The sequence below is a fragment of the Streptomyces camponoticapitis genome, from assembly GCF_014646115.1.
In the GTDB taxonomy this organism is placed as follows: Bacteria; Actinomycetota; Actinomycetes; order Streptomycetales; family Streptomycetaceae; genus Streptomyces; species Streptomyces camponoticapitis.
In genome coordinates, this window is sequence record NZ_BMMV01000019.1 from 1 (window position 1) to 26593 (window position 26593).

General features: G+C 71.1%; 26 protein-coding genes. 10 read left to right on the plus strand and 16 right to left on the minus strand.

The window, feature by feature from the left end; all coding sequences use genetic code 11:
* From IEY79_RS25480 to IEY79_RS25490, 3 genes are all read right to left on the minus strand, one after another.
* Positions 1 to 236: ATP-binding cassette domain-containing protein (locus IEY79_RS25480; RefSeq protein WP_189109939.1), on the minus strand; the 236-nt coding region annotated here is incomplete at its 3' end.
* A 199-nt stretch (positions 237 to 435) separates the two neighbouring features.
* On the minus strand, positions 436 to 738 hold the full coding sequence (locus IEY79_RS25485) for a hypothetical protein (RefSeq protein ID WP_189109940.1): 303 nt from the start codon (positions 736 to 738) through the stop codon (positions 436 to 438).
* 180 nt (positions 739 to 918) lie between these two features.
* The gene (locus IEY79_RS25490) at positions 919 to 1389 is read right to left on the minus strand and encodes a hypothetical protein (RefSeq protein WP_189109941.1); all 471 of its coding nucleotides are present in this window, start codon (positions 1387 to 1389) and stop codon (positions 919 to 921) included.
* Between the two features lie 111 nt (positions 1390 to 1500).
* Here IEY79_RS25490 and IEY79_RS25495 point away from each other — a divergent pair, with 111 nt between their 5' ends.
* Entirely contained in the window at positions 1501 to 2025 is a 525-nt protein-coding gene (locus IEY79_RS25495; RefSeq protein ID WP_189109942.1) for a DinB family protein, read from the plus strand.
* 3 nt (positions 2026 to 2028) lie between these two features.
* On the opposite strand, the gene murJ is transcribed toward IEY79_RS25495, so the two are convergent.
* Together murJ and IEY79_RS25505 are read right to left on the minus strand one after the other, a co-directional pair.
* Positions 2029 to 3774 (minus strand): murein biosynthesis integral membrane protein MurJ, encoded by a 1746-nt coding sequence (murJ, locus tag IEY79_RS25500; RefSeq protein ID WP_189109943.1) that lies wholly within the window; start codon positions 3772 to 3774, stop codon positions 2029 to 2031.
* 40 nt (positions 3775 to 3814) lie between these two features.
* Entirely contained in the window at positions 3815 to 4642 is an 828-nt protein-coding gene (locus IEY79_RS25505) for an LLM class F420-dependent oxidoreductase (protein ID WP_189109944.1), read from the minus strand.
* A 234-nt stretch (positions 4643 to 4876) separates the two neighbouring features.
* Here IEY79_RS25505 and IEY79_RS25510 point away from each other — a divergent pair, with 234 nt between their 5' ends.
* Positions 4877 to 6421, plus strand: a complete 1545-nt coding sequence (locus IEY79_RS25510) for a CehA/McbA family metallohydrolase (protein ID WP_189109945.1) — start codon at positions 4877 to 4879, stop codon at positions 6419 to 6421.
* Positions 6422 to 6703: 282 nt separating this feature from the next.
* Here IEY79_RS25510 and IEY79_RS25515 read toward each other — a convergent pair whose 3' ends face one another.
* Complete coding sequence (locus IEY79_RS25515; RefSeq protein WP_189109946.1) at positions 6704 to 7210, minus strand: carboxymuconolactone decarboxylase family protein; 507 nt, start codon at positions 7208 to 7210, stop codon at positions 6704 to 6706.
* Positions 7211 to 7467: 257 nt separating this feature from the next.
* Here IEY79_RS25515 and IEY79_RS25520 point away from each other — a divergent pair, with 257 nt between their 5' ends.
* Together IEY79_RS25520 and IEY79_RS25525 are read left to right on the plus strand one after the other, a co-directional pair.
* A complete protein-coding gene (locus IEY79_RS25520; protein WP_189109947.1) occupies positions 7468 to 10284 on the plus strand; it encodes an AfsR/SARP family transcriptional regulator in 2817 nt (938 codons plus the stop codon).
* Positions 10285 to 10600: 316 nt separating this feature from the next.
* Entirely contained in the window at positions 10601 to 10768 is a 168-nt protein-coding gene (locus IEY79_RS25525) for a sigma-like protein (RefSeq protein WP_189109948.1), read from the plus strand.
* A 208-nt stretch (positions 10769 to 10976) separates the two neighbouring features.
* Here the strand turns inward: IEY79_RS25525 and IEY79_RS25530 are convergent, their stop codons facing one another.
* Positions 10977 to 11492: a hypothetical protein gene (locus IEY79_RS25530; protein WP_189109949.1), complete on the minus strand. Its 516-nt coding sequence runs from the start codon at positions 11490 to 11492 to the stop codon at positions 10977 to 10979.
* Between the two features lie 184 nt (positions 11493 to 11676).
* On the opposite strand from IEY79_RS25530, the gene IEY79_RS25535 reads away from it, so the two are divergent.
* The gene (locus IEY79_RS25535; protein ID WP_189109950.1) at positions 11677 to 12384 is read left to right on the plus strand and encodes a hypothetical protein; all 708 of its coding nucleotides are present in this window, start codon (positions 11677 to 11679) and stop codon (positions 12382 to 12384) included.
* Between the two features lie 40 nt (positions 12385 to 12424).
* On the opposite strand, the gene afsK is transcribed toward IEY79_RS25535, so the two are convergent.
* Complete coding sequence (afsK, locus tag IEY79_RS25540; protein ID WP_189109951.1) at positions 12425 to 14866, minus strand: protein serine/threonine kinase AfsK; 2442 nt, start codon at positions 14864 to 14866, stop codon at positions 12425 to 12427.
* Positions 14867 to 15111: 245 nt separating this feature from the next.
* On the minus strand, positions 15112 to 15897 hold the full coding sequence (locus IEY79_RS25545) for a VOC family protein (RefSeq protein ID WP_189109952.1): 786 nt from the start codon (positions 15895 to 15897) through the stop codon (positions 15112 to 15114).
* A gap of 293 nt (positions 15898 to 16190) precedes the next feature.
* On the opposite strand from IEY79_RS25545, the gene IEY79_RS25550 reads away from it, so the two are divergent.
* Entirely contained in the window at positions 16191 to 16838 is a 648-nt protein-coding gene (locus tag IEY79_RS25550) for a TetR family transcriptional regulator (protein ID WP_189109953.1), read from the plus strand.
* 85 nt (positions 16839 to 16923) lie between these two features.
* Here IEY79_RS25550 and IEY79_RS25555 read toward each other — a convergent pair whose 3' ends face one another.
* Positions 16924 to 17502, minus strand: coding sequence for a TetR/AcrR family transcriptional regulator (locus IEY79_RS25555; protein WP_189109954.1), 579 nt, complete (start codon positions 17500 to 17502; stop codon positions 16924 to 16926).
* A 153-nt stretch (positions 17503 to 17655) separates the two neighbouring features.
* Here IEY79_RS25555 and IEY79_RS25560 point away from each other — a divergent pair, with 153 nt between their 5' ends.
* On the plus strand, positions 17656 to 18336 hold the full coding sequence (locus IEY79_RS25560; protein WP_189109955.1) for a pyridoxine/pyridoxamine 5'-phosphate oxidase: 681 nt from the start codon (positions 17656 to 17658) through the stop codon (positions 18334 to 18336).
* 4 nt (positions 18337 to 18340) lie between these two features.
* On the opposite strand, the gene IEY79_RS25565 is transcribed toward IEY79_RS25560, so the two are convergent.
* Positions 18341 to 18724, minus strand: coding sequence for a winged helix-turn-helix transcriptional regulator (locus tag IEY79_RS25565; protein ID WP_189109956.1), 384 nt, complete (start codon positions 18722 to 18724; stop codon positions 18341 to 18343).
* A gap of 117 nt (positions 18725 to 18841) precedes the next feature.
* On the opposite strand from IEY79_RS25565, the gene IEY79_RS25570 reads away from it, so the two are divergent.
* On the plus strand, positions 18842 to 19249 hold the full coding sequence (locus IEY79_RS25570; protein WP_189109957.1) for a RidA family protein: 408 nt from the start codon (positions 18842 to 18844) through the stop codon (positions 19247 to 19249).
* Positions 19250 to 19430: 181 nt separating this feature from the next.
* The gene (locus tag IEY79_RS25575) at positions 19431 to 20597 is read left to right on the plus strand and encodes a flavin-containing monooxygenase (protein ID WP_189109958.1); all 1167 of its coding nucleotides are present in this window, start codon (positions 19431 to 19433) and stop codon (positions 20595 to 20597) included.
* On the opposite strand, the gene IEY79_RS25580 is transcribed toward IEY79_RS25575, so the two are convergent.
* Positions 20584 to 21906, minus strand: coding sequence for an MFS transporter (locus tag IEY79_RS25580; RefSeq protein ID WP_373292625.1), 1323 nt, complete (start codon positions 21904 to 21906; stop codon positions 20584 to 20586). The genes IEY79_RS25575 and IEY79_RS25580 overlap by 14 nt on opposite strands.
* Positions 21907 to 21964: 58 nt before the next feature.
* A complete protein-coding gene (locus tag IEY79_RS25585) occupies positions 21965 to 23263 on the minus strand; it encodes an MFS transporter (protein ID WP_229701117.1) in 1299 nt (432 codons plus the stop codon).
* 144 nt (positions 23264 to 23407) lie between these two features.
* Here IEY79_RS25585 and IEY79_RS25590 point away from each other — a divergent pair, with 144 nt between their 5' ends.
* Complete coding sequence (locus IEY79_RS25590) at positions 23408 to 24535, plus strand: GlxA family transcriptional regulator (RefSeq protein ID WP_189110087.1); 1128 nt, start codon at positions 23408 to 23410, stop codon at positions 24533 to 24535.
* Here the strand turns inward: IEY79_RS25590 and IEY79_RS25595 are convergent.
* The 3 genes from IEY79_RS25595 to IEY79_RS25605 all read right to left on the minus strand — a co-directional run bounded on the left by IEY79_RS25595 (position 24522) and on the right by IEY79_RS25605 (position 26535).
* Positions 24522 to 25079, minus strand: coding sequence for an ATP-binding protein (locus IEY79_RS25595; RefSeq protein ID WP_229701118.1), 558 nt, complete (start codon positions 25077 to 25079; stop codon positions 24522 to 24524). The genes IEY79_RS25590 and IEY79_RS25595 overlap by 14 nt on opposite strands.
* A gap of 467 nt (positions 25080 to 25546) precedes the next feature.
* Positions 25547 to 26059 carry an EF-hand domain-containing protein gene (locus tag IEY79_RS25600; protein WP_189109960.1) on the minus strand — a complete coding sequence of 171 codons (513 nt, stop codon included), beginning with the start codon at positions 26057 to 26059 and terminating at the stop codon, positions 25547 to 25549.
* A gap of 101 nt (positions 26060 to 26160) precedes the next feature.
* Positions 26161 to 26535, minus strand: coding sequence for an STAS domain-containing protein (locus IEY79_RS25605; RefSeq protein WP_189109961.1), 375 nt, complete (start codon positions 26533 to 26535; stop codon positions 26161 to 26163).
* Between the last annotated feature and the right edge of the window lie 58 nt (positions 26536 to 26593).

A 26593-nucleotide genomic window follows, 5' to 3' on the forward strand; every position in this document is an offset into this window, starting at 1 on the left:
ACCATGACCTGGCCGCTGTCGGGCCGGTCGAGACCGGCCGCGCACTGGAGAAGAGTCGACTTGCCGGAGCCGGAAGGCCCCATGACGGCGGTGAAAGAACCGGCGGGGAGAGTCAGCGACACACCGTCGAGGGCGGTCACGGCGTTCTCGGCCGTGCCGTAGACCTTGCGCACATTCGCCAGCCGGAGGGCTTCGGAGCTCCGGGTCGGGCGGCTCGTGTTCTTACGACGCATCATGATCGTTCCTTCCGTCGGACACCCTCTGTGCCTCGGGTAAGACGCTACGGAGGACGGACTTCGATCACATTGGGCGTACGGCCCCAAGTCGGAGGTGTCGCTGAATACACCCGCCGCTGGGGCCACCCCCCGATGCCGATCGCCGCGAGCAGGGGCAGCAGCCCCGCCACCCGTACCCACCAGCGGTGCCCGCACACGATCAGACCCACGGCCGGACCGCCGAGCGCCGAGCGCCGACCACACGATGTGGTTGTCCACCGGCACGGTCACCGTGGCGGAGCCCAGCTCCAGGGTGCCCACGGCCCCACTGGACCCTTCCGCGCAGCGCCCAGGCGGCGAGGGCGAGAGGTGCGATCTTGAGCAGTTCCTCGGCCGTCGGAGCCGTCGTCCACATGACGGTGTCCATGACCGTACGCATCGACGTCTCGTCGGCGGCGGCCACTTGACGGGTGACCAGCGTCTCGATCAGGACCGAGAAGACGCCGCAGCCGTACGCCCCCACTGATCCCCTCCGCCCTCCTCGCCGCCACCTTCGCCTTCGAGGGCACGGAGGAAACCCCGCCGACTGACCGGCCGCCGGAGATCGGAGACCGTCCCAACGGCGAACGCGCACGAGGCACGTTGTGAAGCCTGCGGTGAGCCACGAGAACCCCGCGGGTACATACGCCCGAAGATCTCCGCGTCAGCCCGGTTGCGGCGGTTCCGGTTGGGTGGGTGGGGATGGGAGTTCGGAGAGGACGATCGCGCTGGACGGCACCGTCCGTCGTTGTTCCAGTAACCGGGAGAGGGCGCTGTACAGGTCCTCCTCCGTCATGTACGCCTCGCGGGCCAGCACCAGGCGGGCGCGGACCTCCAGGTCCTGCCAGGCGTATCTGCGGCGCAGGTTGGCCAGTTGCCGTGCCTCCGCCCGCAGGAACGCCGCCCCCGAGGAGAAGCCCGCGGCGAGCAGGGCGAGAATCGCCGCCGGTACCCGTGCGTCGGGCGAGGTGAGGCCCGCGGCGCCGGAGACCGCCGCCAGTACGGCGGCGGGGAAGCCCAGCATCAGATGGGTGGCGTTCCAGAACTTGCCCCGCCGCTGGGCCCGTCGCGCGCCGACGCCGGCTTCGACGGCGATCCTCTCGACCTCTCCCGTCAGATGCCGCATCTGAGTCATGGCGCCGCTCGGCTCCATCGCGTTCCCCTCGTCGCTCCGGCCACGTCCGAACGCCCGTTATCCTCGCCGTTGGAATCGCGCGAGACCAGGCGTGGACGAGGAGCCCGGCACATGACCACCGAGACCACCGACACCCGTGTGGACCCGCCCCACCGCGGCGGTGAGCGCGAGACCCTGCGGGCCTATCTCGACTACCACCGCGGCACCCTCGCCATGAAGTGCGCCGGGCTGAGCGACGACCAGTTGCGGGAGCCTTCGATGGCGCCCTCGGCGCTGTCCCTGCTGGGGCTCGTACGGCATATGGCCGAGGTCGAACGCGCCTGGTTCCGGCGGGTGTTCGAGGACAACGCGGCGCCGATGGTGTGGTCGCCCCCGGGCGTTGTCGATTTCCAGAGGGCGTACGACGCGAGCGCCTCGACCCGGTCCGAGGCGTTCACCGCCTGGGAGGCAGAGGTCGAGACGTCGCGGCGGATCGAACGCGCGGCGGACTCACTCGACCTGACGGGACATCAGCCGCGGTGGGGCGAGGACGTGTCACTGCGGATGGTGATGGTGCACGTCCTGCTGGAGTACGGCCGCCACAACGGCCACGCGGACCTGCTCCGCGAGGGCCTCGACGGGACCGTCGGAGCGTAGCCCTCAACGGCCCAGCCGCTTGCGCACCATCGACGTCAGCGCGGTCAGCTCCGGGACGCGCAGCAGGCGGGCCATCGCCAGGAAGACCAGCAGCAGCGCCGTTCCGCCCGCCGTCAGGGACAGCAGGGACGGCAGCGCGCCGCCGCCCAGTTCGCGGGTCAGTACGTACGCCACCGCTCCCGCCGCCAGTGCCGCCGGGAGCGAGGCCGTGATCAGCCGGGCGTAGGTGCGCAGGACCCGGCCGCCGTCCAGGTCGCCGCCCAGGCGGCGGCGCAGGCGGCGCCAGGCGATGCCGACGCCGAACGCGTAGCCGAGGCCGTACGACGCGGCCATGCCCACCACCGCCCAGCGCGGTGGGAGGAGCGCGAAGCAGAGCGCGGACGCGGCGGCGTTGACCAGAGCCACAACGAGCGTGTTGTAGAAGGGGGTACGGGTGTCCTCGTACGCGTAGAAGCCCCGCAGCACCACGTACTGCACGGAGTACGGGATCAGGCCGAGACCGAACGCCATCAGCGCGAAGCCGATGCCGCGTGCGCCCTCCTCGCCGGAGCCCGCGTAGAGCAGCGTCGCCATCGGGACCCCCAGCGCCAGGAAGGCGAAGGCGCACGGGACGATCGCGACGGCCGAGGTCCGCAGACCGTACGAGATGTCGTCGCGCACCGCCGCCACGTCACCGTCGACGGCCGAACGGGAGATGCGCGGGAGCACGGCCGTCATGACGGAGACGGTGATGATGGCCTGCGGCATCTGCCAGAGGAGCAGGGCGTAGTTGTACGCGGTGATGCCGGTGCCGGTGAAGCCCGCCCGCTCGGCCGCCGCGCCCGCCTTGGTGGCGAGTTGGGTGACGACGACCATGCCGAGCTGGTTGGCGAGCACGAAGAGCAGCGTCCACTTGGCGAGGCCCATCGCCTTGCCGAGTCCGTGGCCCCGGAAGTCGAGGCGCGGGCGGAGCCGGAAGCCGGCGTCGCGCAGATACGACAGCATCGCGAGCGCCTGGACGGCGAGACCGAGCAACGTGCCGATGCCGAGGAGCCGTACGCCCTCCGGGGTGACCGTGGCGGGCGTGACACCGGAGCCGGTGAAGCCGCCGAAGGCCCAGATGAAACCGCCGAACGCCGCGATGATCACTACGTTGTTGAGGACCGGGGTCCACATCATCGCGCCGAACCGGCCGCGCGCGTTGAGGATCTGGCCGAGGACGACATGGGCGCCCATGAAGAACATGGTCGGCAGGCAGTAGCGGGCGAAGGCCACGGTGACGGCCATCCGGCGCGGGTCGTCCGCGATCTCCGGTGACATCAGGTGGACGAGGAGCGGCGCGGCGACGACGCAGAGCGCGGTGACGGCCGCCAACACGACCATGACGAGGGTGAGAAGGCGGTTGGCGTACGCCTCGCCCCCGTCGTCGTCCTTCTTCATGGCGCGGACGAGCTGCGGCACGAAGACGGCGTTCAGGGCGCCACCCCCGACGAGGACGTAGATCATGGTGGGAAGGACGTTCGCGACCTGGTAGGAGTCGTTGAGCGTGCCGACGCCGATGGCCGCGGCCATGACCAGGGTGCGGGCGAATCCGGTGATACGCGAGACGATCGTGCCGGCCGCCATGAGCGCGCTGGACCTGCCGATCCCGGACGGCGCCGGGGCGGGCGAAGCGGGGGCGGAGCCGGGCGGCGGGGGTGGCCGCCGCTCTTGGATGGCCTCCGGGGGCAGTCTCAGAGTGACGGTGTCTCGGTCGTACGGCGCGCTCATGCGCACACTCTTTCACCCGCACGACAGCCCGATGATCAGCTCACACGTACCGCGCGAACTCGTCCAGCGTCCGCAGGACCTCCGTCTCGTCGCCCGGCGGCAGTTGCAGCACCACCTCCTCCACGCCCAGGTCCGCGTAGTGCGCCAGTTTGCCCGGGTCGGGGCGGACCGCGTACGGGACGACGTGGAGCGCTTCCGGGGGGCGGCCCGCCGACTCCCAGGCTTTGCGCAGCACGGGGATCGACTGCCCCAGGCCCCGGCCGCCGATCGGGAGCCAGCCGTCGGACTGTTCGGCGATGCGGGCGAAGAGCTTGGGGCCGGCCCCGCCGCCCACCAGAATGCGCGGGGCGCCGTTCGCCGGTTTCGGATGGGCCTCGCTGGGGCGTACGGAGGCGAACTCGCCCTCGTAAAGCGTCGGTTCGGGCGCCCACAGCGCGCGCATCAGGGCCAGTCGGTCCCAGCCGAGTTCGCGCCGCGTCGTCCAGCCCACACCGTGGTCCGCCGCCTCTTCCTTGTTCCAGCCGAAGCCGATCCCGAACGTGAAGCGTCCGCCGGACAGATGGTCGAGCGTCGCGACCCGCTTGGCGAGGTCGATCGGGTCGTGCTGGGCGATGAGCGTGACGCCGGTGGCGAGAGCGAGCCGGTCGGTGACGGCAGCCGCCTGGGCGAGCGCGACGAAGGGGTCGAGGATACGGCCGTACTCACGCGGCAGGTCACCGCCAGCCGGGAACGGGGTGGTCCGCTCGACCGGGATATGGGTGTGCTCGGGCAGATAGAGCCCGGCGAAGCCGCGCTGCTCCAGCTCACGCGCGAGCCGCACCGGGGCGATCGTCTCGTCGGTGAGGAAGATGGTGGTCGCGATCCGCATACGGGCGTTCTCTCCTCAAGGGCGTTCCAACAACGGGGCGGCGGCGTACACACCTGTGCCCGGGGCCGGGGACAGCCATGCCGGCCCGCTCCGCCGTGTTCCCCCTTCCCCCGCGATCACCGGCAATGTCCGCACCATCTCCCGACCCCCTTCCCTTGTACGGCCGTTCACGACTCAATACCAGGGTTCGAAACCACCACTCCTGTCCCTCTCGAACCCTGGGGAGCCGTCCGCATGTGCAACGACCACACGGAACACGCGATGGGCAGACGCGGTCTGCTCGTGACGGGGGCCGCCGCGGCCCTTACGTTGGGGAGCGTGAGCTTCGCGAACGCCGCCCCCGGCACCGGCAGCGACGGCAGCGCCTCCGGCGGTACGGAGACCAGGACCGTCAGCGGCACCCTGCCGCCCGGCTCCCCCGACTTCGTCCATCTGCCCGTCGACGTCCCGCGCGGCGTACGTGAGATCCGCGTCGCGTACACCTACCAGCGGCCGACCGTCCCCGCCGGCACCCAGGGCAACGCCCTCGACATCGGCATCTTCGACGAGCGCGGCACCGCTCTCGGCGGCGAGGGCTTCCGGGGCTGGTCCGGCGGCGCGCGTACGGAGTTCTTCATCCGTGCCGACGAGGCGACCCCCGGCTATCTGCCCGGCCCGGTGCGCTCCGGGAAGTGGCACATCGCGCTGGGCCCGTACACCGTCGCGCCCGAAGGTCTCGCGTACGAGGTGACGATCACCCTCACCTACGGTGAACCCGGCCGCACGGTACGCCCGGTCCACCCGCCGGAGCGTGCGAAGGGGCGCGGGCGCGCCTGGTACCGGGGCGACTGCCACCTCCACTCCGTGCACTCGGACGGCAGGCGCACCCCCGCGGAGATCGCGGCGGGCGCGCGGGCCGCCGGGCTGGACTTCATCAACTCCAGCGAGCACAACACCTCTTCGGGCCACGCCGCGTGGGAGGGGCTGTGGGGCGACGACCTGCTCATCCTCACCGGTGAGGAGATCACCACCCGTAACGGCCACGTCGTGGCCATCGGCATGGACGCGGGCACGTTCGTCGACTGGCGCTACCGCGCCCGGGACAACCGCTTCGGGCACTACGCCCGCGAGGTACGGCGGGCAGGCGGTCTGGTCGTGCCCGCGCACCCGCACGCCACCTGCATCGGCTGCAACTGGAAGTTCGGTTTCGGCGACGCCGACGCGGTCGAGGTGTGGAACGGCCCGTTCACCCCGGAGGACGAGGTCGCCCTCGCCTCCTGGGACAACACCCTTGTGTCGTCGGCCCGTTCGGGACGGCCGTGGACACCGGCGATGGGCAGCAGCGACGCGCACCGCGACCCCGATCCGATCGGCACACCGCAGACCGTCGTCCTCGCCGACGAGCTGTCCCGCGAGGCGATCCTGGCCGGCATCCGCGCGGGCCGGAGCTACATCGCGGAGTCGTCGGCGGTGTCCCTGACCTTCGGCGCCTCGGGCGGTCGCGGCCGGCACGCGGGCATAGGTGAGCGGCTGCGGGTGAAGGACGACGACCCGGTGACGGTGCGTCTGGAGGTCACCGGCGCCCCGGCGGGCAGTTCGGCGCGCATCGTCACCGATCAGGGGACGCTGCACACGGCCGAGCTGCCGGCGTCGGGCACCGGCACGGTGGAGTGGCGTACGACGGCCGAGTACGCGACCTACGTACGCGCCGAGGTACGCCGCCCGTCGACGCTCCCGGGGCTGCCCGGGAACTTCGTGGCGCTGACCAATCCGGTGTTCCTTGGCGGCGAAGGCGCGTAGGTCCTGTCCGCCGGGTGGGTTTTCGCGCACCGGCCCGGGGCACCTGGCACGGTGCCTCGCCGCGTTGTCGGACTCGTCCACGTACGTCCAGTACGAGGACGATCCTCCGCCTTGCGACGCACCGCACCACGTGACATCAGCCGCTCCGCGGCGGGCCCGGGCCGATCCGCGAAGATCCGCCGGACAGGACCTGGCCGACCGCCGGTTCGCACCGGCCCGGGGCCGTCCGGTGCACCGCACCGGGCGCCCCGGGGCCGTCCGCCCGGGCGGGGGGCGGCGGTCTCACTGCCAGGGGTCGGTGAAGGACCGGCCTGCCACCGGCTTGGCGATCAGCGCGATGGCGATGAAGAAGCCGACCTGCCCGATGGCGTTCATCAGCGTCGCGAGCGCCTTGGGGTCGTAGAGCTCGGCCGCCCGGGCGTAGAGCTCGTCGGAGACGCGCTCACCGTCCGCCGACGGCTGGAGCACCGCTTCCACCAGCGCCAGCGCGGCACGCTCGGCGCTGTCGAAGTACGGCGAGTCCTGCCAGGAGGCCACCGAGGTGATCTGCTCCTCCGTCGCCCCGGCCTTCCGCAGGAAACCCGTGTGCAGAACGGTGAGGTAGGTGCTGGCGACGATCTGGCCCGCGCGCAGCTGGACCAGGCTGATCGTGGTGCGCGGTACGGAGCCGTTGCCGACGGCCTTGAACAGCGCCGCCGACACCTCCGCGAGCTCGGGGACGAGCTTCGACGGGTCCTCCGCCAGCCGGGGGCCCTTCGGTGCCACCTGGGTGATCGAACGTGTTTCCATGGCCGTCTCCTCAAGATTTTCCTGATCTCCGCCGAACCGGCGCGTCCGCTGTCGCGTTCAGTGGCGCTTTCGCTGTGTTGACGGATGCCGGCGCGCAGATGTGACCGATGGGCTGTCCGGATCCCGATTTACCCGAAGGGGTCGTGTCCTTTACCGTGTCGAGGGCTTGTGCAGACCCCCGCCCAAGGCTGACGCCACCACTCCGGACAAGGCAGACTGTCGGGGGCGATACCGGCAGTTCGGGGGCAGGGAGAGCTATGGACCGTGACAGCGGGCCGCGCGTACCGGAGCAGCGGGCTCGGGCCACACCGAACACCACGACGAACACCGCGATGGACAGCACCACGGGCGACATCGCGAGCGGCACCAGGAAAAGCGCACCGGGACCGGTCAGCGTGGCCGACAGCGCCCCCGAGGAAACGACACCCACACCCGGCACCGAGCTGCGCTTCGGCGTACTCGGCCCCGTACGCGCCTGGCGTGGCGGCGAACCGCTGCCCTCCGGTTCGCCCCAGCAGCGCGCGCTGCTCGCCGCCCTGCTTCTGCGTGAGGGCCGTACCGCCACCGCCGGCGAACTGATCGACGCGATCTGGGGCGAGTCCGCCCCCTCGCAGGCGCTCGCCGCCGTACGGACGTACGCCTCCCGCCTGCGCAAGGTCCTCTCCCCTGGGGTGCTGGTCAGCGAGTCGGGCGGCTACGCCCTCCACACCGGACCCGACGCGCTGGACCTGAGCGTGGCGCAGGAGCTGTCCGCCGCCGCCGAGAAGGAGCGGACGGCGGGGAACCGCCAGCAGGCCCGGGTACTGATCAACAAGGCGCTGGGCCTGTGGGACGGTGAGCCCCTGGCCTCCGTCCCCGGTCCGTACGCGGAGACCGAGCGCGCCCGGCTCGACGAGTGGCGCCTCCAACTCGTCGAGACCCGCCTGGACATCGACCTGGAGCTGGGCCGGCACGCGGAGGCCGTCTCCGAACTCACCGCGCTGACCGCCGCGCACCCGCTGCGCGAGCGCCTGCGCGAACTGCTCATGCTCGCCCTCTACCGCAGCGGCAGGCAGGCCGAGGCACTGGCCGTGTACGCGGACACGCGCCGCCTCCTCGCCGACGAACTCGGTGTGGACCCGCGCCCCGAACTCGCCAGGCTCCAGCACCGCATCCTCCAGGCAGACGCCGAACTGGCCCGCCCCGTGGAGGAGACAGCGCCGGTCGTGACGTTCACGCGGCCCGCCCAACTCCCCGCCACGGTGCCGGACTTCACCGGCCGGGAGCTGTTCGTACGGGAGCTGGGCAGGCGCCTCGCGAGCGCCGAGGGATCGGTGATGGCGGTCTCCGCGCTCGCCGGTATCGGCGGCGTGGGCAAGACGACGCTCGCCGTGCATGTCGCGCACGCGGCCCGACCGCGTTTCCCCGACGGCCAGTTGTACGTGGACCTCCAGGGCGCGGGTGCGCGGTTCGCCGAACCGGAGGCCGTACTGGGGTCGTTCCTGCGGGCGCTCGGCACGCCCGACTCCGCGATCCCGGACTCGCTGGACGAACGCTCCGCGCTGTACCGCTCGGCGCTGGACGGCCGCCGGGTGCTGGTCCTGCTCGACAACGCGCGTGACGCCGCGCAGGTACGCCCGCTGCTGCCCGGTACGGAGGGCTGCGCCGCGCTCGTCACCAGCCGGGTGCGGATGGTCGACCTGGAGGGCGCCCACTTGGTCGACCTCGACGTGATGTCGCCGGAGGAAGCGCTTCAGCTCTTCACCCGCATCGTCGGTGAGGAGCGCGTCAGCTCCGAGCGCGAGGCCGCGCTGGACGTGGTCGCCGCCGTACTGGACCTGCCGCCGCACGAGACCGAGGACCTGCTGGAGTCCCTGGTGGACACCTCCCTGGTCGAGTCCGCGGCGCCCGGCCGCTACCGCTACCACGATCTGGTGCGGCTCTACGCGCGTGCCTGCGCCGACCGCGACGAACAGCCGCCCACCGGTATCGACCTGGCGCTCTTCCGGCTGCTGGATTTCTATCTGGCGACGGCCGCGCGGGTGTACACGATCGAACGGCCGGGCGACCGGCTCAAGGACCATCTGGAGCCGACGGAGTACGAGGGCCTGGTCTTCACCGACCGGCACGAGGCACAGGACTGGCTGTATGCGGAGGCGGACTGCCTGCTGGCGTGCGCCCGGCAGGCGGCGGGCGGGGCCCGGCTGCGGGTCGCCGTCGATCTGCTCTGGGCGGCGCAGGACCTCGCCGAGTCGGGCGCCAACTCCAAGTCGTACGAGACGGCGGCCCGTTCGGCGCTCGCCGCGGCACGCGAGGCGGGCGACGCCCGTACGGAGGGGCGGGCCCGGACCTCGATGACCAACGTCCATCTGGTCGCGGGCCGTTACGAGGAGGCCGACGAGGAGGCCCGGCAGGCGGCGGCGCTGGCGGAGTCCGTACAGGACCCGGCGCCGGTCTACTGGTCGGACAACGACCGGGGCATCATCGCCCTCGGCCAGGGCCGCTTCAAGGACGCCGAGGCGCATCTGCTCAAGGCGATGGAAGGCTCCCGCGCCGATGGCAACCGCCCCGGCGAGGCGAGCGCCCTGTGCAACCTCTCGCGCATCCAGCACTCCCTGGGCCGTACGTCACGGGCCATAGCGCTGGCCGAGCAGGGGGTCCAGGTCTACGACAGCATCGGTCACACGCTGCGGCTCTCCAACGCCCGCTTCGCGCTGGGGATCGCGCTCACGCACGCCGGGCGGCACAAGGAGGCCCTGGAGCAACTCGCCCAGGCGCTTGAGGGGTTCGAGACCAACCGGCAGCGGCTGTGGGAGGGGACGACCCATTTCCGTATCGCCCAGGCTCATCTCGCGGCCAGGCGTGCCGCCTCGGCGGCGCAGCACGCCGAGCAGGCGCTCGCGATCGGCTGCATCGGCGGCGACCGGACGAGGGCCAACGTCCTGATCACGCTGGGCAAGGCGCTGGAGAACCTGGGGCAGGCGGACCGTGCGCGGGTGTGCTGGCGCGAGGCGCTCGCACTGCACGAGGAGTCGGGCGCGGCGGAGGCCGAAGAGGTACGGGAGTTGCTCGACGCCCCGCTCAGCGCGGCGTAGGGGTTACGAACCCGGCGCCGCGTGGTGCCTGATCTTCCTGTGGCACGGGGTCCGGTCAGGGGGGACGGGTCGGTCCGGTGGGGTGTCCGATGAGGTACGGGGTGCCCGGCCTGGGCGTTCATCGAATGTTTATGCTCGTTCGGCATGCTCCAGTGCATATTCGATCCGTCGCCTCGGGGGGCAGACGGGTCGCTTGGGACCACCACTTCCCCTAGGGGACGGGCGGTCCCCCCAGGCCTTCTGCCCGGCGACCTCGGGGGAGTATCCGGGCAGAAGGCCGCCTTCCGTCAGTCGTAGGGCGACCCAAGGGGAAGCGATGAGCACCGAGAAGAACGCCGAAGACATCACCACTCAGGGCGATCACCACGCGCCGGCACCGCCGAAGGACGGCGCGACCACGCTGGGCGACCACCACGCGCCCGCACCACCGAAGGACGGCGCCACCACCCAGGGCGACCACCACGCGCCCGCACCGCCGAAGTAGCAGGCGGGCAGGACCGGGTGACGGTCGCGGCGGCGGGGGAGGGGAGCTGCCGCGACCGTGCTCAGCCGTCCGGGGGTGGCTGGGCCAGGGGCCACCCGGTCCAGGGGGCGTGAGAAGACAGAAGAACGACGGAAGTCGGGACCGTTCAGGGGGCCCCGCCGACCGTCGTTCTTCTGTCTTCTGTTCTTTCAGCTGTTGTCCTGGGTCCTCAGGTGGCGAGGCGGACGACGTTGTCGACCTTGCACTCGCCGCCTGACGCGCCGTCGTCGTTGGACAGGTCGACCGCGGTGACCTCGATGGTCTTGGTGCCGCCGGCGAGGACGTCCGGGATGCTGCCGACGGTGTTGCCGACCGTCGCGCCGGCCGAGTCGGTGAAGTCGACCGTGAACGAGTAGGAGTACTCCACCGAGCCGCTGTTGTTCGCGGTGACCTCGGCGACGAAGCCGCGGGCGGTGTCGTACTTGCAGCTGTCGATGGTCAGGTCGCGGCCCGCGTCGGCCGTGCTGCCGCCCGTCACGGAGCCCCCGGTGGTGGAGGAGCCCGACGTGCTGTCGTAGTCGCTGTCGTAGTCGTCGTCGTAGTCGCTGTCCGAGTGGCTGCCGCCGCTGCTGCTACTGCTGGAGCTGCTGCTGGAACAGCCGCCGCCACTGGAGCCGCGTGCGCCGGTCAGCGCGAACACGGCGATGCCGAAGACGGCTATGGCGCGGACATGGCGGATTTTCACTTCAACCCCCGTTGAATATGGTGCGGTTGCTCATGATTGGTGGTCTTTTGTCGAGCGCATGTCACCCTAGCAGCAGGTGGGAGGGCTCCCTGCACGGGACCAAATCTGGCGGCCCTTGGTTCCCGGGCGTAGCGTCGGAATTTGGAAGCCGTGCGCTCCGCACGCTCGTCCAAGGAGGCCGTCGATGGTCCGCAACATCATCGGGTCGGTCCTCGCCGTCATCGGGGCCGCCGGGGCCGTGGCGAGCCCGTTCCAGGCCTGGTACAACGGCCGGCACGGCCAGGACTACCGCGTCGAAGACCTGTTCAACGGGATCACCGGCACCGGCTCCGACCTGTGGGTCTCGCTGTTTCTGCCGTTCGTCTTCGCGGCTCTGGTCACCCTTGTCGGGCTGGTGCTGCGCTCACGGCTGGTGGTGGCGCTCTCCGGACTGATCGTGCTCGGCTTCAGCATCCTGTGGATGGTCCGGCAGGCGCAGGACACCGGGAGCCTCACGCTGGACGGTGACGGTGACGGCATCGGTCTCGGCGTCCTCGCCGCGCTGGGCGGAGGGGCGCTGCTGCTGATCGCGGCGGCGGTGATGAGCGGCCGGCCGCGCCGCGGAGTCGGCCGCGGCGGTCATCGGTACGTGGGGGACGACCAGGCCCCCAAGCGGTACCACGAGCCGTACGGGGAGGTGGAACAGCAGCCGTACGAACCCTATGAGCCGTACGAGCCCTACGGCCGGAGTGAGGGGTACGACCGGGACCGGTACGAGAACGAGCCGCCCGCCGGCCCGCCCCCGACGGGGAGCACGGCGCAGCGCGCCTGGCCGCCGCAGCCGCAGTCCTGGGACACCAGGGAGCAGCCGTGGGCACCGCCACCGCCGGACGACACCAGCCGCCGCCGGTGAGGGAGTTGACCCACCTCGATCGGGACCCTGCCCCCGCGTCTCAGCGGTTGCCGCGGCCCGTGGCCGTCCCCTTGATCGCGTCCAGCGCGTACACACAGCGGTCCTTGCTGCACGCGTACACGACTCCCCCGCGCGCCACCGGCGAGCCCGTGATCTCGCCGCCCGTCGCCAGCTTCCAGCGGAGCTGTCCCCCGCCGGCGTCCAGTGTGTAGAGGACATGGTCGGCCGAGCCGAAGTGCAGTCTGCCGTCGGCCACCACGGGTGCGCCGACGACCTCGCCGCCCGCCGCGAAGCGCCACTTGGGCGTGCCGGCGACGGCGTCGAGCGTGTAGAGCGCGCTGCCGCTGCCCACGTGTACGTTCCCGGCCGTGACCAGGACCGGTTCGAGTGACTGGCGGGCCTCGGTGGCGATGCGCCAGCGGTCCTTGCCGGTGGTGGCGTCCAGCGCGTACACCGTGCCGAGATAGTCGGCGAGATACACACCGCCGCCGGTCACGGCGGGACCCGGCGCGAAGGCGGGCGGCGAGAGGAAGACGGCGGGGGCCTCGAAGTGCCAGCGGACATGGCCGCTCGCGATGTCGATCGAGAGCACGCGGGTGCCGGCGGAGACGTACACGTGACCGTCCGGCGCGGGCACCAGGCGAATCGGTACGCCACCGCAGGCCGCGCCGTCGCCGATGGGGTACGACCAGCGCTCGCTGCCGGTGCGCGCGTCGAGCGCCCTGAGGCGGGCGTTCTGCCATACGTACACCATGCCGTCGAAGATCGCGGGCCCCGCCTCCGGTGTCTCGAAGTCGGTCTGGGCGCCGGTGAGTTCCCACAGCTTCTCGCCGTTGGACGCCTCCCACGCCTGGACACCGCCGCCGCGCGTACCGGTGACGACCGTGCCCCGGTCGGTCTTGAGCGAGTACACCCACGCGTCGGTCTGGAGCCGCCAGCGCTCGGTGCCGTCCTTGCCGTCCAGCGCGTACAGCGTGGGGCCGTCGGAGGCGTGGATACGGCCTCCGGCGACGGCCATCGCCCAGGCGACGTCGCGCGTCTTGAACTGCCGGCGGCCACTGCCGACGTCCAGCGCGTGCACCTCGAACGAGGTGACGTAGAGCAGATCGCCGTCGACGACGGGGGGGCCCCAGACGTCGTTGGACATCCGGAAGCGCCAGGGCCGCCAGCGGCCGGGTGCGGCGCCGCCGTCGGGGGCCGCCGGTGCCGTCATCGGCGGCCCGGCGGGGGCGACGGCACTGGTGGGCAGCTCGCCGCCGGTCAGCCCGGCGGGCGGCCGGATCCAGCCGGTGGCCGGTCCGGCGTCGGCGGAGGCGGCGCCGGCGCCACGGCGGTCGGAGGCGCGGGGGCCGGGGCCGATCGGGACCGGGGAGCCGGAGAGCCTGACGGGGCCGCCGGGGCCCGGTACGACAGCCGCGGGCACGCCACCGCCACCGCCCTGATTGCCTCGCCGGCCGCCCTGGCCCTCGCCGTCGCGGCGCCACGCGGAATCCCAGTCGGGCGCGTGCGCGGGTGGCGGCGGGTGGTGGGAGGGCGGCGGCGGTACGGGCGGACGCGCGGCAGCGGCGGCGGCAGCCGCGTTGATGCGCCCGCCACCCCGCCGTTCCTCGATCATCTCGGTCGCGGACGTGGGCAGCCAGGCCGAAGCCGTACCGCTGTCGTCGCTGCCCGAGGCGAACAGATGCGGCGCGAGCTGCGACTGGAGATCGGCGGGCGACGGGCGCTGCGTGGCGTCCATCTGCATGCACGACTCGATGAGGGGGCGCAGCTCCTCGGGCAGCCCCTCCAGATTCGGCCCTTCGCGCAGCAGCATGAAGACCGTCTCGACGGGGTTGGCCCCGTGGAAGGGCGCGTGCCCGGTGGCGGCGAAGACGAGGGTCGAGCCGAGCGAGAAGACGTCGCTCGCGCCCGTGACGCTCCGGGAGTCGCGCGCCTGCTCGGGCGACATGTACGCCGGGGTGCCGACGGCCACGTTGGTCATGGTCAGCCGGGTGTTGGAGACGCCGGAGGCGATACCGAAGTCGATGACGCGGGGTCCGTCCTCCACCACCAGCACGTTCGACGGCTTGAGGTCACGGTGGACCAGGCCCTCGCCGTGGATGGACTGGAGCGCCTCGGCGATACCGGCGGCCAGCCAGCGCACGCCCTGCGCGGGCAGCGGCCCGCACCGGTTGACCATCTCTTCGAGCGAGGGCGCGGGCACATAGGCGGTCGCGAGCCACGGCACGGCGGCCCGGGGGTCGGCGTCCACCACGGCGGCCGTGTAGAAGCCGCTGACCGCGCGGGCGGCCTCCACCTCGCGGGTGAACCGGACGCGGAACAGCTGGTCCTCGGCGAGTTCGGTGCGCACGGTCTTGATCGCCACGCGCCTGCCCGAGGCCGAGCGCGCGAGATAGACGAGACCCATACCGCCGGCTCCGAGGCGTCCCAGCACCTCGAAGGGCCCGATGCGTCTCGGATCGTGCTGCGTCAGCTGCTCCACTTGCCTGCCACCTCCCCGTACGGGCCACCAAGGTACGGCCCCCTGCCCCCTGATTCTTCCTGTCTGGCTCGTTGGTTGCGAACCCGGGGGCGGATCGGGGTGTCTCACCCCGTTTCGGACAGGAAATGAGCGAACGGCCTCGTACGGAGTGAGTATCACGCCCGCACCAGTCTTGACGCGTACTGGCCAACGCGGGTTGCTCCGCTTTCCGCCCCGGGGGCCGGGCCCGATCCGAACGACAGCCCCTAGGCCGCCGCCGGCTCGGCCAGGACGGCGAAAACCGCGCCCTGGTTGTCGGCGAGGACGGCGATCCGGCCGTACGGGGTGTCGGCGGCGGACTCCCGGATCCGGCCGCCCAGCCGTACGGTCTCGGCGACCGTCTCGTCGCAGTCCGCCACGGAGAAGTAGACGAGGAAATGCCCCGGCATCTCCTTGGGGAATGCGTCGGTGATGACACTTCGCCCGCCGATCGCGCTGTCGGTCCCCGGCTCGGACCCCGCGGGGGACCAGGTACGGAAGTCGGCCGGTTCGTCCGGGAGATCCTTCCCGACGAAGCCGAATACCGACTCGTAGAAGAGGTCGACGCTCTCCTTGTCCCTCGTATAGACCTCTGTCCAGCAGAAAGATCCCGGCTCACCCTGCTTTTCGAAGCCGGAGTGCGCACCGGCCTGCCAGAGGCCGAAGACCGCGCCGCCGGGATCGACGCCCTGTGCCATCGTGCCGTACGGCCCGACGGCTGTCGGGTCCCTCACCATTCCGCCGCCGGCCTCCTTGATTCGCGCACTGAGCGCGGCGGCGTCCGATGTCGCGAAATAAACGCCCCAGGCGGTCGGCATACGCCCGTCCTGCTTCGCGGCGAGGGCGGCCACTCGCTTTCCGTCACTGAAAGCATTCGTGTAGTACCCGTATGCCGCACCGCCGTCCGCGCCGAATGTCCAGCCGAACAGCTCGCCGTAGAAACGCTTGCCCGCCTGGACGTCGGGAAGCGACACATCCACCCAGCAGGGCGTGCCTTCCGCGAATGCGGCCATGAGCCCGGATCCTTCCTGCGCGTGCGCACCACCCCAGGGGTGCGTCTTCCGGCCACGCTAATGGCGCATTCCGGTAGGCGCAGGGCGGGACAAATCGAACAATTGGCTAATTGTCTCCCGGTGAGGGCTTGTGCGCATTGAGTTGTCCACCGCGGTTGTCCACAGGCTGTTGATAACACTATTCCTGGTCACGGGCTCCGGCCGGGCCTCTTCCGGGCCCCGCGATCAGCGGGCGGTTCCCCATTTGCAGTCGGCCGAATCGCGCTCCGATCACCCCTCGGTAAGCTGACGGCATGACAGGACAAGTACGTACCGTCGACGGCCGCGTGGCCGGTCGGCGCGGCCAGGCGACGCGGCAGAAGCTGCTCGACTGCCTCAGCGAGATGCTCAGCACCTCGCCATATCGGGACGTCAAAGTCATCGACGTGGCCCGGAAGGCAGGCACTTCACCCGCGACCTTCTATCAGTACTTCCCGGACGTCGAGGGCGCTGTCCTTGAGATCGCCGAGGAAATGGCCAAGGAGGGCACCGGATTGACCGATTTGGTCTCCGGCCGCTCCTGGGCCGGTAAAGCGGGACGCCAGACGGCGGAAGAACTCGTAGAGGGATTCCTCGACTTCTGGCGCAAGAACGACGCGATCCTCAGGGTCATCGATCTCGGCGCCGCCGAGGGCGACAAGCGGTTCTACAAGATCCGCATGAAGATCTTGAGTTCGGTCACCAACTCCCTTACGGATTCCGTGAAGGAGCTCCAGTCCAAAGGCAGGGTCGACAAGGACGTCAACCCCGCCGCGATGGCCGGTTCACTGGTCGTCATGCTCGCCGCGGTGGCCGGGCACCAGAAGGGCTTCCAGACCTGGGGCGTGAAACAGGCCGAACTGAAGCCGAACCTGGCCCAGTTGGTCCATCTGGGCATCACGGGCAAGAAGCCGGCGAAGTAGCCGCGCCCACGGGCCTCCGTCCTGTCACGCCGGCGGGGATCAGTGAACTGATCCCCGCCGGCGCTCCCGTCTCACGGGTCGCGTCTCACGGGTCGGACGGCAGCACCCGCTCCACAAGGCCGCCGATCAGCCGCGCGGTCTCCTCCTCCGAGAAGACGCCGGGCAGCGTGAGCCGCTCCACCACCAGCCAGTTGGCGGCCAGGTAGATCATCTTGACCGCGTCGGCGTCACCGGGAAGCCCGGACGCCAGATGGTGCGTGACATTCTCCTCGACGTCCTCGGCCACGCGCGCGGTCAGCACGTCACGCAGCTCGGGACGCCGGGTGGCCTCCAGCCGCAGTTCGAGCAGAGCGAGGAACCCGGTCCGGAACGCGGCGACCCGCTTCACCACCAGCCGTACCAGCTCCGCCGTCCGCTCCCGCGTGGGAGGCCCGGCGACCATCTGGGCCGCGGTGGCCTCGTCCGGGATCAGCCGCTCGTAGACACGGTGGCCGACCTGATTGAGCAGCTCGTCCCGGCTGGCGAAGTAGTTGGACGCCGTCCCTTTGGGCACGCCCGCCTCGACATCGACGGCCCGGAAGGTCAGCCCACGGGCACCGTCACGGGCGAGCACCTCGATGGCGGCGTCGACGAGCGCGGAACGACGGGCCAGGTTCTGTCGCATCGGGGCGGTCACACCCTTCTCTGTTGACTCTTCGACTTGACTCTTTGACACCACTTCACGTGTAGTACTACACCCTAAGTGGCGGCGCGGCTCATGGCTTACGGCGCCGGTGCCCGGCCCGCGCGGTCGCGTCCCGCGGGGTTGAATGAGGCCATGAGCGGCGATGAGCAGCAGGCGTTTCGGGCGGCCCTTGAGGATCTGCGGGTCTGGGACAGCGGTCTGGCCGGTTTCGACCCCGAGGACGTGCCCGATCTGCCGATGGTCCTGTTCCAGCGGTGGTTCGTCGAGGCCGCCGCGAGCGGGCAGGTCGAGCCGCACGCCATGACCCTCGCGACCGTCGACGGTGAGGGTCGGCCCGACGTACGCACCCTGCTGCTGCACGACGCCGACGAGCGTGGATGGCACTTCGCGTCGCACGCCACCAGCGCGAAGGGCGGGCAGCTGGCGGCCCGGCCGTGGGCCGCGCTCGGGTTCTACTGGCCGACGCCTGGGCGGCAGGTGCGGGTGCGGGGGGCCGTGAGTGCCCTCGGGGAGGAGGAGAGCCGGGCCGATCTCGCCGTACGGTCCACCGGTGCGCTCGCCGCCGCGCTCACCGGACGGCAGAGCGAAGTCCTGGGCTCCGCGGAGGAGTTGGCGCGCGCCTCGCAGGCCGCGTGGGAGCGGGCGCGTTCCGAGCCGGACGCGGCCGTGCCGACCTGGACGCGGTACGTGCTGGCGGCCGACGAGGTCGAGTTCTTCCAGGGTGACGACCGGCGCCGGCACGTACGGCTCCGCTACCGCCGCGCGGACCCGGCCACCACCGGCGGCTGGTCGCGCGAGCTGCTCTGGCCGTAAGCCGTCAGACGGTTTCGAAGCGGTCGCGGGAGGACTCGATGTGGCCGATGTACCGGTGGGTCCAGTCGCACATCCGGTGGACCGTCTCCCGTAGGGCGAGGCCCGGTTCGGTGAGGGTGTACTCCACCTTCGGCGGCACCGTGGGGTACACCGTGCACTCGGCCAGGCCGTTGCGTTCCAGCATGCGCAGGTTCTGGGTGAGCATCTTGTGGCTGATGCCCTCGACCTCGTCGCGCACCTCGCCGAAGCGCAGGGTGCGCTCCCCCAGCGCCTCGATGATCAGCAGCGCCCACTTGTTCGCCACGTCCGAGAAGATCTCCCGCGCCAGTGAGTCCGCGCGGGTGAGGTCCGCGTCCTCGGGCGAGCCGCTGAGCTGCTTGGTACCCATCAGGTTCCCCAGTCACCGAAAAGTGCGTTCTTCCATGTGAGCGTTCACTCTCTTACGGTTCCCGAGTAACCACAAGAGACCAAAGAGCAGGACACCGAACAGAAGGCGGGCAGCAGCGTGGCCATCAACCTGGTGAACCCCACCGGACTTCCGGAGATCGACGTCTACCACCAGGTCGCCGTCGCGACCGGGTCGAAACTGGTCTTCCTGGCCGGGCAGGTCGCGTGGGACGCCGACGGGGCCACGGTCGGCGAGGGCGACCTCGCCGCCCAGGTCGAGCAGTGCTATCTCAACGTCGCCACCGCCCTGGCCGGGGTCGGCGCCACCTTCGAGGACGTGGCGAAACTGACCGTCTACGTCGTCGACTGGACCCCGGACAAGATGCCCCTGTTCCTGGAGGGGGTCGCCCGCGCGTCCGCGAAGCTCGGGGTGACCCCCGTACCGCCGGGCACTCTGCTGGGTGTCGCGGCCCTCGACGTACCCGAGCATCTGGTCGAACTCGAAGCGACCGCCGTCATCGACTGATCCGTCCGCCCTCCGGCCCCGGCGCACCGGACCCGGCGAGCCCGAGGGACGTCGGATTCGCGCCGCCTTCACAGCGTTTTCAGCCCCGTGGCGCAGGACTTACCCGCACGTAACCGATTCGCAATCGATTCCCATCTTGACCGAGACCCAACAAGTGCTCGCTCGATTACGCTCAGCTCTCATGGCCAGCGACATCGACCTCACCAACGACCGTCCCGTGTACGTCATCGGCGGTGGCCCAGGCGGTCTCGCCGTCGCCGCCGCGCTTCGCGCGCAGGGCGTACGAGCGGTCGTACTGGAGAAGTCCGAGGCCGTGGGGGCCTCCTGGCGCCGTCATTACGACCGGCTCCATCTGCACACCACCCGCAAGCTGTCCGCGCTGCCGGGACTGCCGATGCCACGGTCCTTCGGACGCTGGGTCTCGCGCGACGACATGGTGCGCTATCTGGAGAAGTACGCGGAGTTCCACGGTCTGGAGATCGTGACGGGCGTCGAAATCACCGGCATCGAGCGCTCGGCGGACGCGGAGAGCTGGCTGCTGCACGGGACCGGCGGCCGGGAGCTGACCGGGCGCGCCGTCGTCGTCGCCACCGGCTACAGCCACACGCCGCGGGTGCCGTCCTGGCCGGGCGCGCGGGAGTACGGCGGGGAGCTGCTGCACGCGCGCGAGTACCGCGACCCCGCCCCGTACAAGGGGAAGGACGTCCTGGTCGTCGGCGTCGGCAACACCGGCGCCGAGATCGCGGTCGACCTGGTGGAGGGCGGCGCGGCGCGGGTACGACTCGCCATCCGTACGGTCCCGCACATCGTGCGCCGTTCGACCCTTGGCTGGCCCGCCCAGCGCACCGGCATGCTGGTACGGCGGCTGCCCACGCGGCTGGTCGACCGGGCGGGCGAGATCATGAGCAGGATCGCGGTGCCCGATCTCGCCGCCCAGGGGCTGCCGCGCCCCGACACCGGGCTGTACTCACGGGTGCGCGAAGGCGCCATCCCGGTGCAGGACGTGGGGTTGATCGCGGCGGTGCGCAAGGGCCGGGTCGAACCGGTCGCGGCGGTCGAGTCGTTCGACGACAACAAGGTGGTGCTGGCGGACGGTTCGCGGATCTCGCCCGATGCGGTGATCGCCGCGACCGGCTACCGCCGGGGCCTTGAGGGCCTGGTGGGCCACCTCGGCGTGCTCGACGACCGCGGGCTCCCGGTGGTACGGGGCGGGCGGACGTCCGAGCGGGCGCCGGGGCTGTACTTCACGGGCTTCACGAATCCGATCAGCGGGATGCTGCGCGAGCTGTCCATGGACGCGGAGCGGATCGCGAAGGTGATCAAGTCCCAGGCTCTCAAGGGACGTTGACCACGTCGGCCGGCTCGGCCTTCGTACGGCTCCTGATCAGCAGGGCCATCAGCGCCGCCGCCGCGCACAGCGCGCCCGACGCGTACCAGACCGTGTTGTACGAGCCGGTGACATCCCGTGCGACACCGCCCGCGAACGCGACGACGCCGGCGCCGATCTGGTGCGAGGCGAGCACCCAGCCGAAGACGATCGCGCTGTCCTTGCCGTAGTACTCGCGGCACAGGGCGATCGTCGGCGGGACGGTCGCGACCCAGTCGAGGCCGTAGAAGACGATGAAGAACAGCATCGGCGGCCGGACGTCCGGCGCGAGCAGCATCGGCAGGAAGAGCAGCGAGACGCCGCGCAGCGCGTAGTAGATGGCGAGCAGCCTGCGCGCGTCGAAGCGGTCGGTGAACCAGCCCGACGCGATCGTGCCGATGATGTCGAAGACACCGATCACCGCGAGGAGCGACGCGGCGGCCGTGATCTGCATGCCGTGGTCGTGGGCCGCGGGGATGAAGTGGGTCTTGATCAGGCCGTTCGTGGAGGCGCCGCAGATCGCGAACGTCCCCGCGAGCAGCCAGAAGGGGCCGGTGCGCGCCGCCTGGAAGAGGACGGTGACGGCCCGCCGCGCCGCGCCGGTGACGGGGGCCGGCTTGGGCTTCAACTCCTCGGAGCCGTACGCCGGGAGCCCCACGTCCGCCGGGTGGTCGCGCAGCAGCAGCCAGACGAACGGGACGACGACGAGCGCGGACATCGCGACGGTGATGGACGCGGGGCGCCAGCCGTGGTTCTCCACGAGCCAGGAGAGCAGCGGCAGGAACACCAACTGCCCGGAGGCTCCGGCCGCGGTGAGGATGCCGGTGACCAGTCCGCGCCGGGCGACGAACCAGCGGTCGGTGACGGTGGCGGCGAAGGCCAGCGCCATCGAGCCGGTGCCGAGGCCGACGAGGACGCCCCAGTAGAGGACCATCTGCCAGGCGGCGGTCATGACGACGGTGAGCGCGGAGCCGGTCGCTATGACGGTGAGCGCGACGGCGACGACCCGGCGTATCCCGAACCGGTCCATCAGCGCGGCGGCGAACGGGGCGGTCAGCCCGTACAGCGCGAGATTGACCGAGACGGCGAACCCGATCTCGCCGCGCGACCAGTCGAACTCCGAGTGCAGCGGGTCGATGAGCAGGCCGGGCAGCGAGGCGAAGGCGGCGGCGCCGATGATCGTCACGAAGGTGACGGCGGCGACGAACCAGGCCCGGTGGATACGGGGCCGACGCCGGGGCTTCGGAGAGGGGGCGGGGACCTGGGCTGGGGTCTCGGCTGTCTGTGTCACGTAAGGAAGGATCCGTGGCGCGGGCGCCGCGCACGAGTGGCCCGAAGGACAGCGGCCACTAGGATCGGGCCAGAGGCTTCGCCTCATCCGCCGCCCGCGGACCGGCCGCCACGCCGCCCGCGCGCTCGACGCGGGTCAGTTCACGGATCGGGCGAGCGGCGAACAGCGCCCCGCAGACCAGCATGTTCACCACCGCACCGCCCACCAGCACCTCGCGCATCCCGACCGCCTCCGCCACCGGGCCCGCCAGCGCGCGGCCGACGGCCAGCATGATCAGGGAGCCCGCCACGTCGTACGCGTGCAGCCGGTTCAGCGCCTCCGGCGGGATCATCGTCTGGACCGTCGTGGACCACATCACGAGCCAGAACGCCAGGGCCACCCCGCCCACGAAGAATCCGGCGGCGAGCAGCGCCAGCGGGACGTCGTACGCCAGCACCAGCAGGTTCCCGGCGACCGCGAGCAGCGCGATCGTCCCCGCGAACAGCGGTCTGGCGGGGCGCAGTCGCAGTGCCAGCAGCCCGCCCGCCACGTTGCCCGCGCCGTGCACGGTCATCATCAGCCCGAACATGGTCGAGCTGTACCGCTCGGTGACCACCACCGCCTCCAGCGGGACCATCGGCCCCAGCACCGTGACGCCGTACACCGACCAGACCGCGATCACGCCCCACAGCCAGGACCGGGCCCTGAACTCGCGCCAGCCGCCGATCAGTTCGGTGAGCATCGAGTCACCGACCACCGGCTTCATGGTCTCCATCCGGACCAGGAAGAGACAGATGCCGCTGATGCCGAACGTGGCCGCGTTCACCGCGAAGATCGTGCCGGGCCCGCCGAAGCCGGCCAGCGCGCCCGCCGCCGCCGGACCCGCCATCGTCGCCAGGGACTCGGTGACCCGCAGCACGGCGTTGCCGCGCTGTACGTCGGGCGAGAGCACGGGCAGCATGCTGGCCACGCCCGGCTGGAAGAGCGCGGCGCCGAGCCCGTTGACGGCGCTCAGTACGTACACGAGCCAGAGCGGCGGTGCTCCCCCGGCGAAGAGGACCGCGAGGGCCGCCGTCCCGAACAGCCGCATCACATCGGCGAGAACCATCATCCGGCGCGGGGTGAAGCGGTCGGCGAGCACCCCGCCGAAGAGTACGAATCCCGCGAAGCAGACCATCCAGGCGCCGAGCGCGAAACTGACGGACGACGCGCCGTGTCCGGCGTCGAGCAGTCCGGCGGCCAGCGCGACGGGCACCATGCCGTCGCCGAAGCGCGCCACGGTCCTGGCCAGGAAGAAGAGCCGGAAGTTACGGTTCCAAAGAGGCGTCCCGTCCGGCTCACCGGTGGATCTCGCGATGGATCCGGCGTTGGTTCTCACGGGTTCCCCGGTCGGGCCGGGAATGGCAGGGTCCGTCGGACGCTTAGGAGTCACAGAGTCGACAGATATCAAGTACTGGTCTGGACCACCAGGGGTTTCCGTATGACGGACAGCACAGACCAACGGCACGGGAGGGGCGGGACGATGGCGGAGAGCGGTTCGGGGAACAGTTCGGAGAGCGGCCCCGGCCGGCCGCGCCACCGCGTCGCGGTCCTGGCGCTCGACGGGGTCCTCCCGTTCGAACTGGGCATCCCCCAGCGGATCTTCGGCCGCGCCAAGAGCCCCGAGGGCGCCCCGCTGTACGACGTGATCACCTGCTCGGTCCGCCCGCCCGGCCCGGTCCGTACCGACGCGGATTTCGACATCGTCGTGGAGAACGGCCCGGAGGCCATCGCCACCGCCGACACGGTGCTGATCCCCTCCTCGTACGAACTCGGCCAGGTCTACGAGTCGGGCAGGCTCACCGACGAACTCGCCGCCGCCTTCGCTTACGTGCGCCCCGGCACCCGTCTTGTCGCCATCTGCACCGGCGGCTACGTACTGGCCGCAGCCGGGTTCCTGGACGGCCGGCCCGCGTCGACCCACTGGTCGTCGGCCGCGCACTTCCAGCGGACCTTCCCCCGGATCAAGGTCGACGCGGACGTCCTGTTCATCGACGACGGCGACGTGCTGACCTCGGCCGGGGTCGCCGCCGGGATCGATCTCTGTCTGCACATCGTGCGCAGGGACCACGGCTCGGCGATCGCCAACGACGTGGCGCGGCACACGGTCGTCCCGCCGCACCGGGACGGCGGCCAGGCCCAGTACATCCAACGCCCCGTCCCGCAAGTCCAGTTGGCGACCACCACCAAGGCGAGGGCGTGGGCGCTCGCCCGGCTCCACGAGCCCATCCAGCTGCGGGACATGGCGGAGCAGGAGTCGATGTCCGTGCGCACGTTCACCCGCCGCTTCCGCGAGGAGGCGGGGATCAGCCCCGGACAGTGGCTGGTCCTCCAGCGGGTCGAGCGGGCGCGGTATCTGCTGGAGGCGACGGATCTCTCCGTCGACCAGATCGCCAAGGACGCCGGGTTCGGTACGGCGCAGTCCATGCGGCAGCATCTCCAGGCGGCGCTCGGTGTCGCGCCGACCGTCTACCGCCGGACGTTCCGTGCCGTCCCCGGACAGCGGACGCCGGTGACCGACGGCCCCCGGAACACCGATGCCGGGAACGGCAACGCGAAGGGCACGGCCGCCGGAAGGGCGACGGCGGCGGCAGCGCTCAGGCCTGTGTGACGGCCTTCGACGTGCCGTCGGCCGGGCGGTCCACGTCCACGGGAAGCCCGGTCGTCACCGTCAGGTCGATCGCGTACCGTCCGGTCACGCCGTTTCGCGCGTGCGCGGCCGTCGGCGGCTCGTACTCGACGCTCGGGCCGGGCTCACAGCGGTCCACCTCGCACCAGATGCGTTTGCCCGAGCCCTCCGGCTGCCAGCCCCATCTGTCGGCGAGGCCGTCGACCAGCTCCAGGCCACGCCCGTTGGTGTCCTCGCCCTGCGCGTGGCGCGGACAGGGCGGTCGCGCGCTGGTGTCGGCGACCTCGACCCGTACGGTCCCGGCCTCGGCGGCCCCCGATCCGAACAGCATCCGCAGCACGGCCGGACAGCCGGTGTGCACCACGGCGTTGGTGACGAGCTCGGAGATCAGCAGGATCAGCGTCTCCGCCAGTGGCTCGTCGTCGTTCATTCCGGAACCGATGAGGCGCGAACGCGCCCATCGGCGGGCCCGCCCGACCTCCGCCGGATCGGCCCCGACCTCCAACTGCATCTGAAGTACCTGCACCGCTCACACCATCCGAACCGGCGGGCACATCGCCTCGCGCCTCGACAAGGTCCACGACAAGGTCACAGAACGTGATTCCCTTGTGGGACAGCATGGTTGACGTACAGTCACCGCAACAAGCGCTTCGGGCATATTCCAACGCGAAGGAGTACGCGTGCGGCATACTGTGCGACGCACTCTGCGGGGAGTCGAACAACGGCGCGTGGAGCGCCTTCGAACCGGGCGATCGGCGGGCATTCGCCGGTCCGGCGTCGCCGTACTGGCCACACCGGATCCGTCTCGTTCCACCGAAACTCGCACCCGAGCGAGCGTACCGGAGCCCGCCGCCGACTCCGGCCCGTGACGGGTCGCAGGAAGGACACAACCCGGTATCGACCTGTGCGCAGGCCGTCTCGTCACGCACGGTGACGCTCTCCGGTACGGCTCCTCCCGGGCTCGGGCCGGCTGGGACCGTCGGCCCGGGACTCCTAGGGCTCCGGCGTCACGTAGTACTCGGCGAACGCCGTCAGGATCTCCTCCTCGGAGATCCGGCCGTCACCGTCGCCGTCCAGGTCCCGCGCGACCTCCGCCGCCCTGGCCTGCTCCGTGCCGAGCACGAGCAGCACACGCTCGGCCGCCGCGGGTGTGACACCGCCGCCGTCCTCGTCCGCGATGGCGATCACCGCGTGCAGGAAGGGCCGGGCGATCTCGGCGAAGCGCTTGGGGCTGTCGCGCAGCCTCTTCGCCGCGCCGGTGATGAATTCCTGCCGGGTGACCCGCTGGTCACCGTCGACGTCGGCGATCCCCGCCATGCCCTGCCAGAAGGCCTCGGCCCCGCTGTAGAGGGCCTGCCCCTTGTCGGATCGTGCGGTGACGCCGAACTCCGCGAGCAGTGCCGCTGCCGCTCCGCTGAAGTCCTCGCGGTCGATGTAGCCGTTGCCGTCCTGGTCGAAGGCGGCGAATCGGGAGGCGATCTTGCCCTCGTACTCTGCGCTGTCCATGACTGGGAGCGTACGACGCCGGGGGGCCACCGTGTGGTGGCTTCACGTCTGTCCGGCGGACATCAGCCACGGACATCACCGGTGGCCTGCCCGTATCCGCCCTACGCCGACAGGGGCTGTGCTTCCTCGTCGACGGCTTCGGAGACGTCCGAGTAGACGTCGAAAAGACGGCGCACACCGAGAGCCGCGAGCACGCGGTTGACGTGCGAGCCCTCCTCCGCGCCGTGGGCGGGCAGGATGAGATGGAGCCGGCCCTGGCAGGAGCGCATCAACTTGCGGGAGGCGATGAGTACGCCGACGCCGCTGGAGTCGCAGAAGAACACCTCGGAGAGATCGAGCACCAGCTCACGGCGGCCGGCGGCGACCGCGTCGTGGACGTGCTGGCGGACCACGGGCGAGGTCACGAGATCCAGTTCCCCGGTGATGTGCAGCACGGTCCACAGACCGCGCTCGTCCTTGTCCACCTTGAGCGTCATGCCTGGACCTTCCCTCGCACCGTTCCGGGGACCCGGTAGCGGATTCCCAGATTCCGGA

Excerpts from the sequence above, each read along its gene's own strand:
- IEY79_RS25600 (WP_189109960.1), bottom strand. The coding sequence starts at position 26,059 with ATGGACAGCGCAGAGTACGAGGGCAAGATCGCCTCCCGATTCGCCGCC.
- IEY79_RS25525 (WP_189109948.1), top strand. The coding sequence starts at position 10,601 with ATGAGCACCGAGAAGAACGCCGAAGACATCACCACTCAGGGCGATCAC.
- IEY79_RS25515 (WP_189109946.1), bottom strand. The coding sequence starts at position 7,210 with ATGGAAACACGTTCGATCACCCAGGTGGCACCGAAGGGCCCCCGGCTG.
- IEY79_RS25490 (WP_189109941.1), bottom strand. The coding sequence starts at position 1,389 with ATGACTCAGATGCGGCATCTGACGGGAGAGGTCGAGAGGATCGCCGTC.
- IEY79_RS25495 (WP_189109942.1), top strand. The coding sequence starts at position 1,501 with ATGACCACCGAGACCACCGACACCCGTGTGGACCCGCCCCACCGCGGC.
- IEY79_RS25590 (WP_189110087.1), top strand. The coding sequence starts at position 23,408 with ATGGCGGAGAGCGGTTCGGGGAACAGTTCGGAGAGCGGCCCCGGCCGG.
- IEY79_RS25535 (WP_189109950.1), top strand. The coding sequence starts at position 11,677 with ATGGTCCGCAACATCATCGGGTCGGTCCTCGCCGTCATCGGGGCCGCC.
- IEY79_RS25555 (WP_189109954.1), bottom strand. The coding sequence starts at position 17,502 with ATGCGACAGAACCTGGCCCGTCGTTCCGCGCTCGTCGACGCCGCCATC.
- IEY79_RS25505 (WP_189109944.1), bottom strand. The coding sequence starts at position 4,642 with ATGCGGATCGCGACCACCATCTTCCTCACCGACGAGACGATCGCCCCG.
- murJ (WP_189109943.1), bottom strand. The coding sequence starts at position 3,774 with ATGAGCGCGCCGTACGACCGAGACACCGTCACTCTGAGACTGCCCCCG.
- IEY79_RS25575 (WP_189109958.1), top strand. The coding sequence starts at position 19,431 with ATGGCCAGCGACATCGACCTCACCAACGACCGTCCCGTGTACGTCATC.
- IEY79_RS25520 (WP_189109947.1), top strand. The coding sequence starts at position 7,468 with ATGGACCGTGACAGCGGGCCGCGCGTACCGGAGCAGCGGGCTCGGGCC.
- IEY79_RS25550 (WP_189109953.1), top strand. The coding sequence starts at position 16,191 with ATGACAGGACAAGTACGTACCGTCGACGGCCGCGTGGCCGGTCGGCGC.
- IEY79_RS25565 (WP_189109956.1), bottom strand. The coding sequence starts at position 18,724 with ATGGGTACCAAGCAGCTCAGCGGCTCGCCCGAGGACGCGGACCTCACC.
- IEY79_RS25560 (WP_189109955.1), top strand. The coding sequence starts at position 17,656 with ATGAGCGGCGATGAGCAGCAGGCGTTTCGGGCGGCCCTTGAGGATCTG.
- IEY79_RS25510 (WP_189109945.1), top strand. The coding sequence starts at position 4,877 with ATGTGCAACGACCACACGGAACACGCGATGGGCAGACGCGGTCTGCTC.
- IEY79_RS25605 (WP_189109961.1), bottom strand. The coding sequence starts at position 26,535 with ATGACGCTCAAGGTGGACAAGGACGAGCGCGGTCTGTGGACCGTGCTG.
- IEY79_RS25545 (WP_189109952.1), bottom strand. The coding sequence starts at position 15,897 with ATGGCCGCATTCGCGGAAGGCACGCCCTGCTGGGTGGATGTGTCGCTT.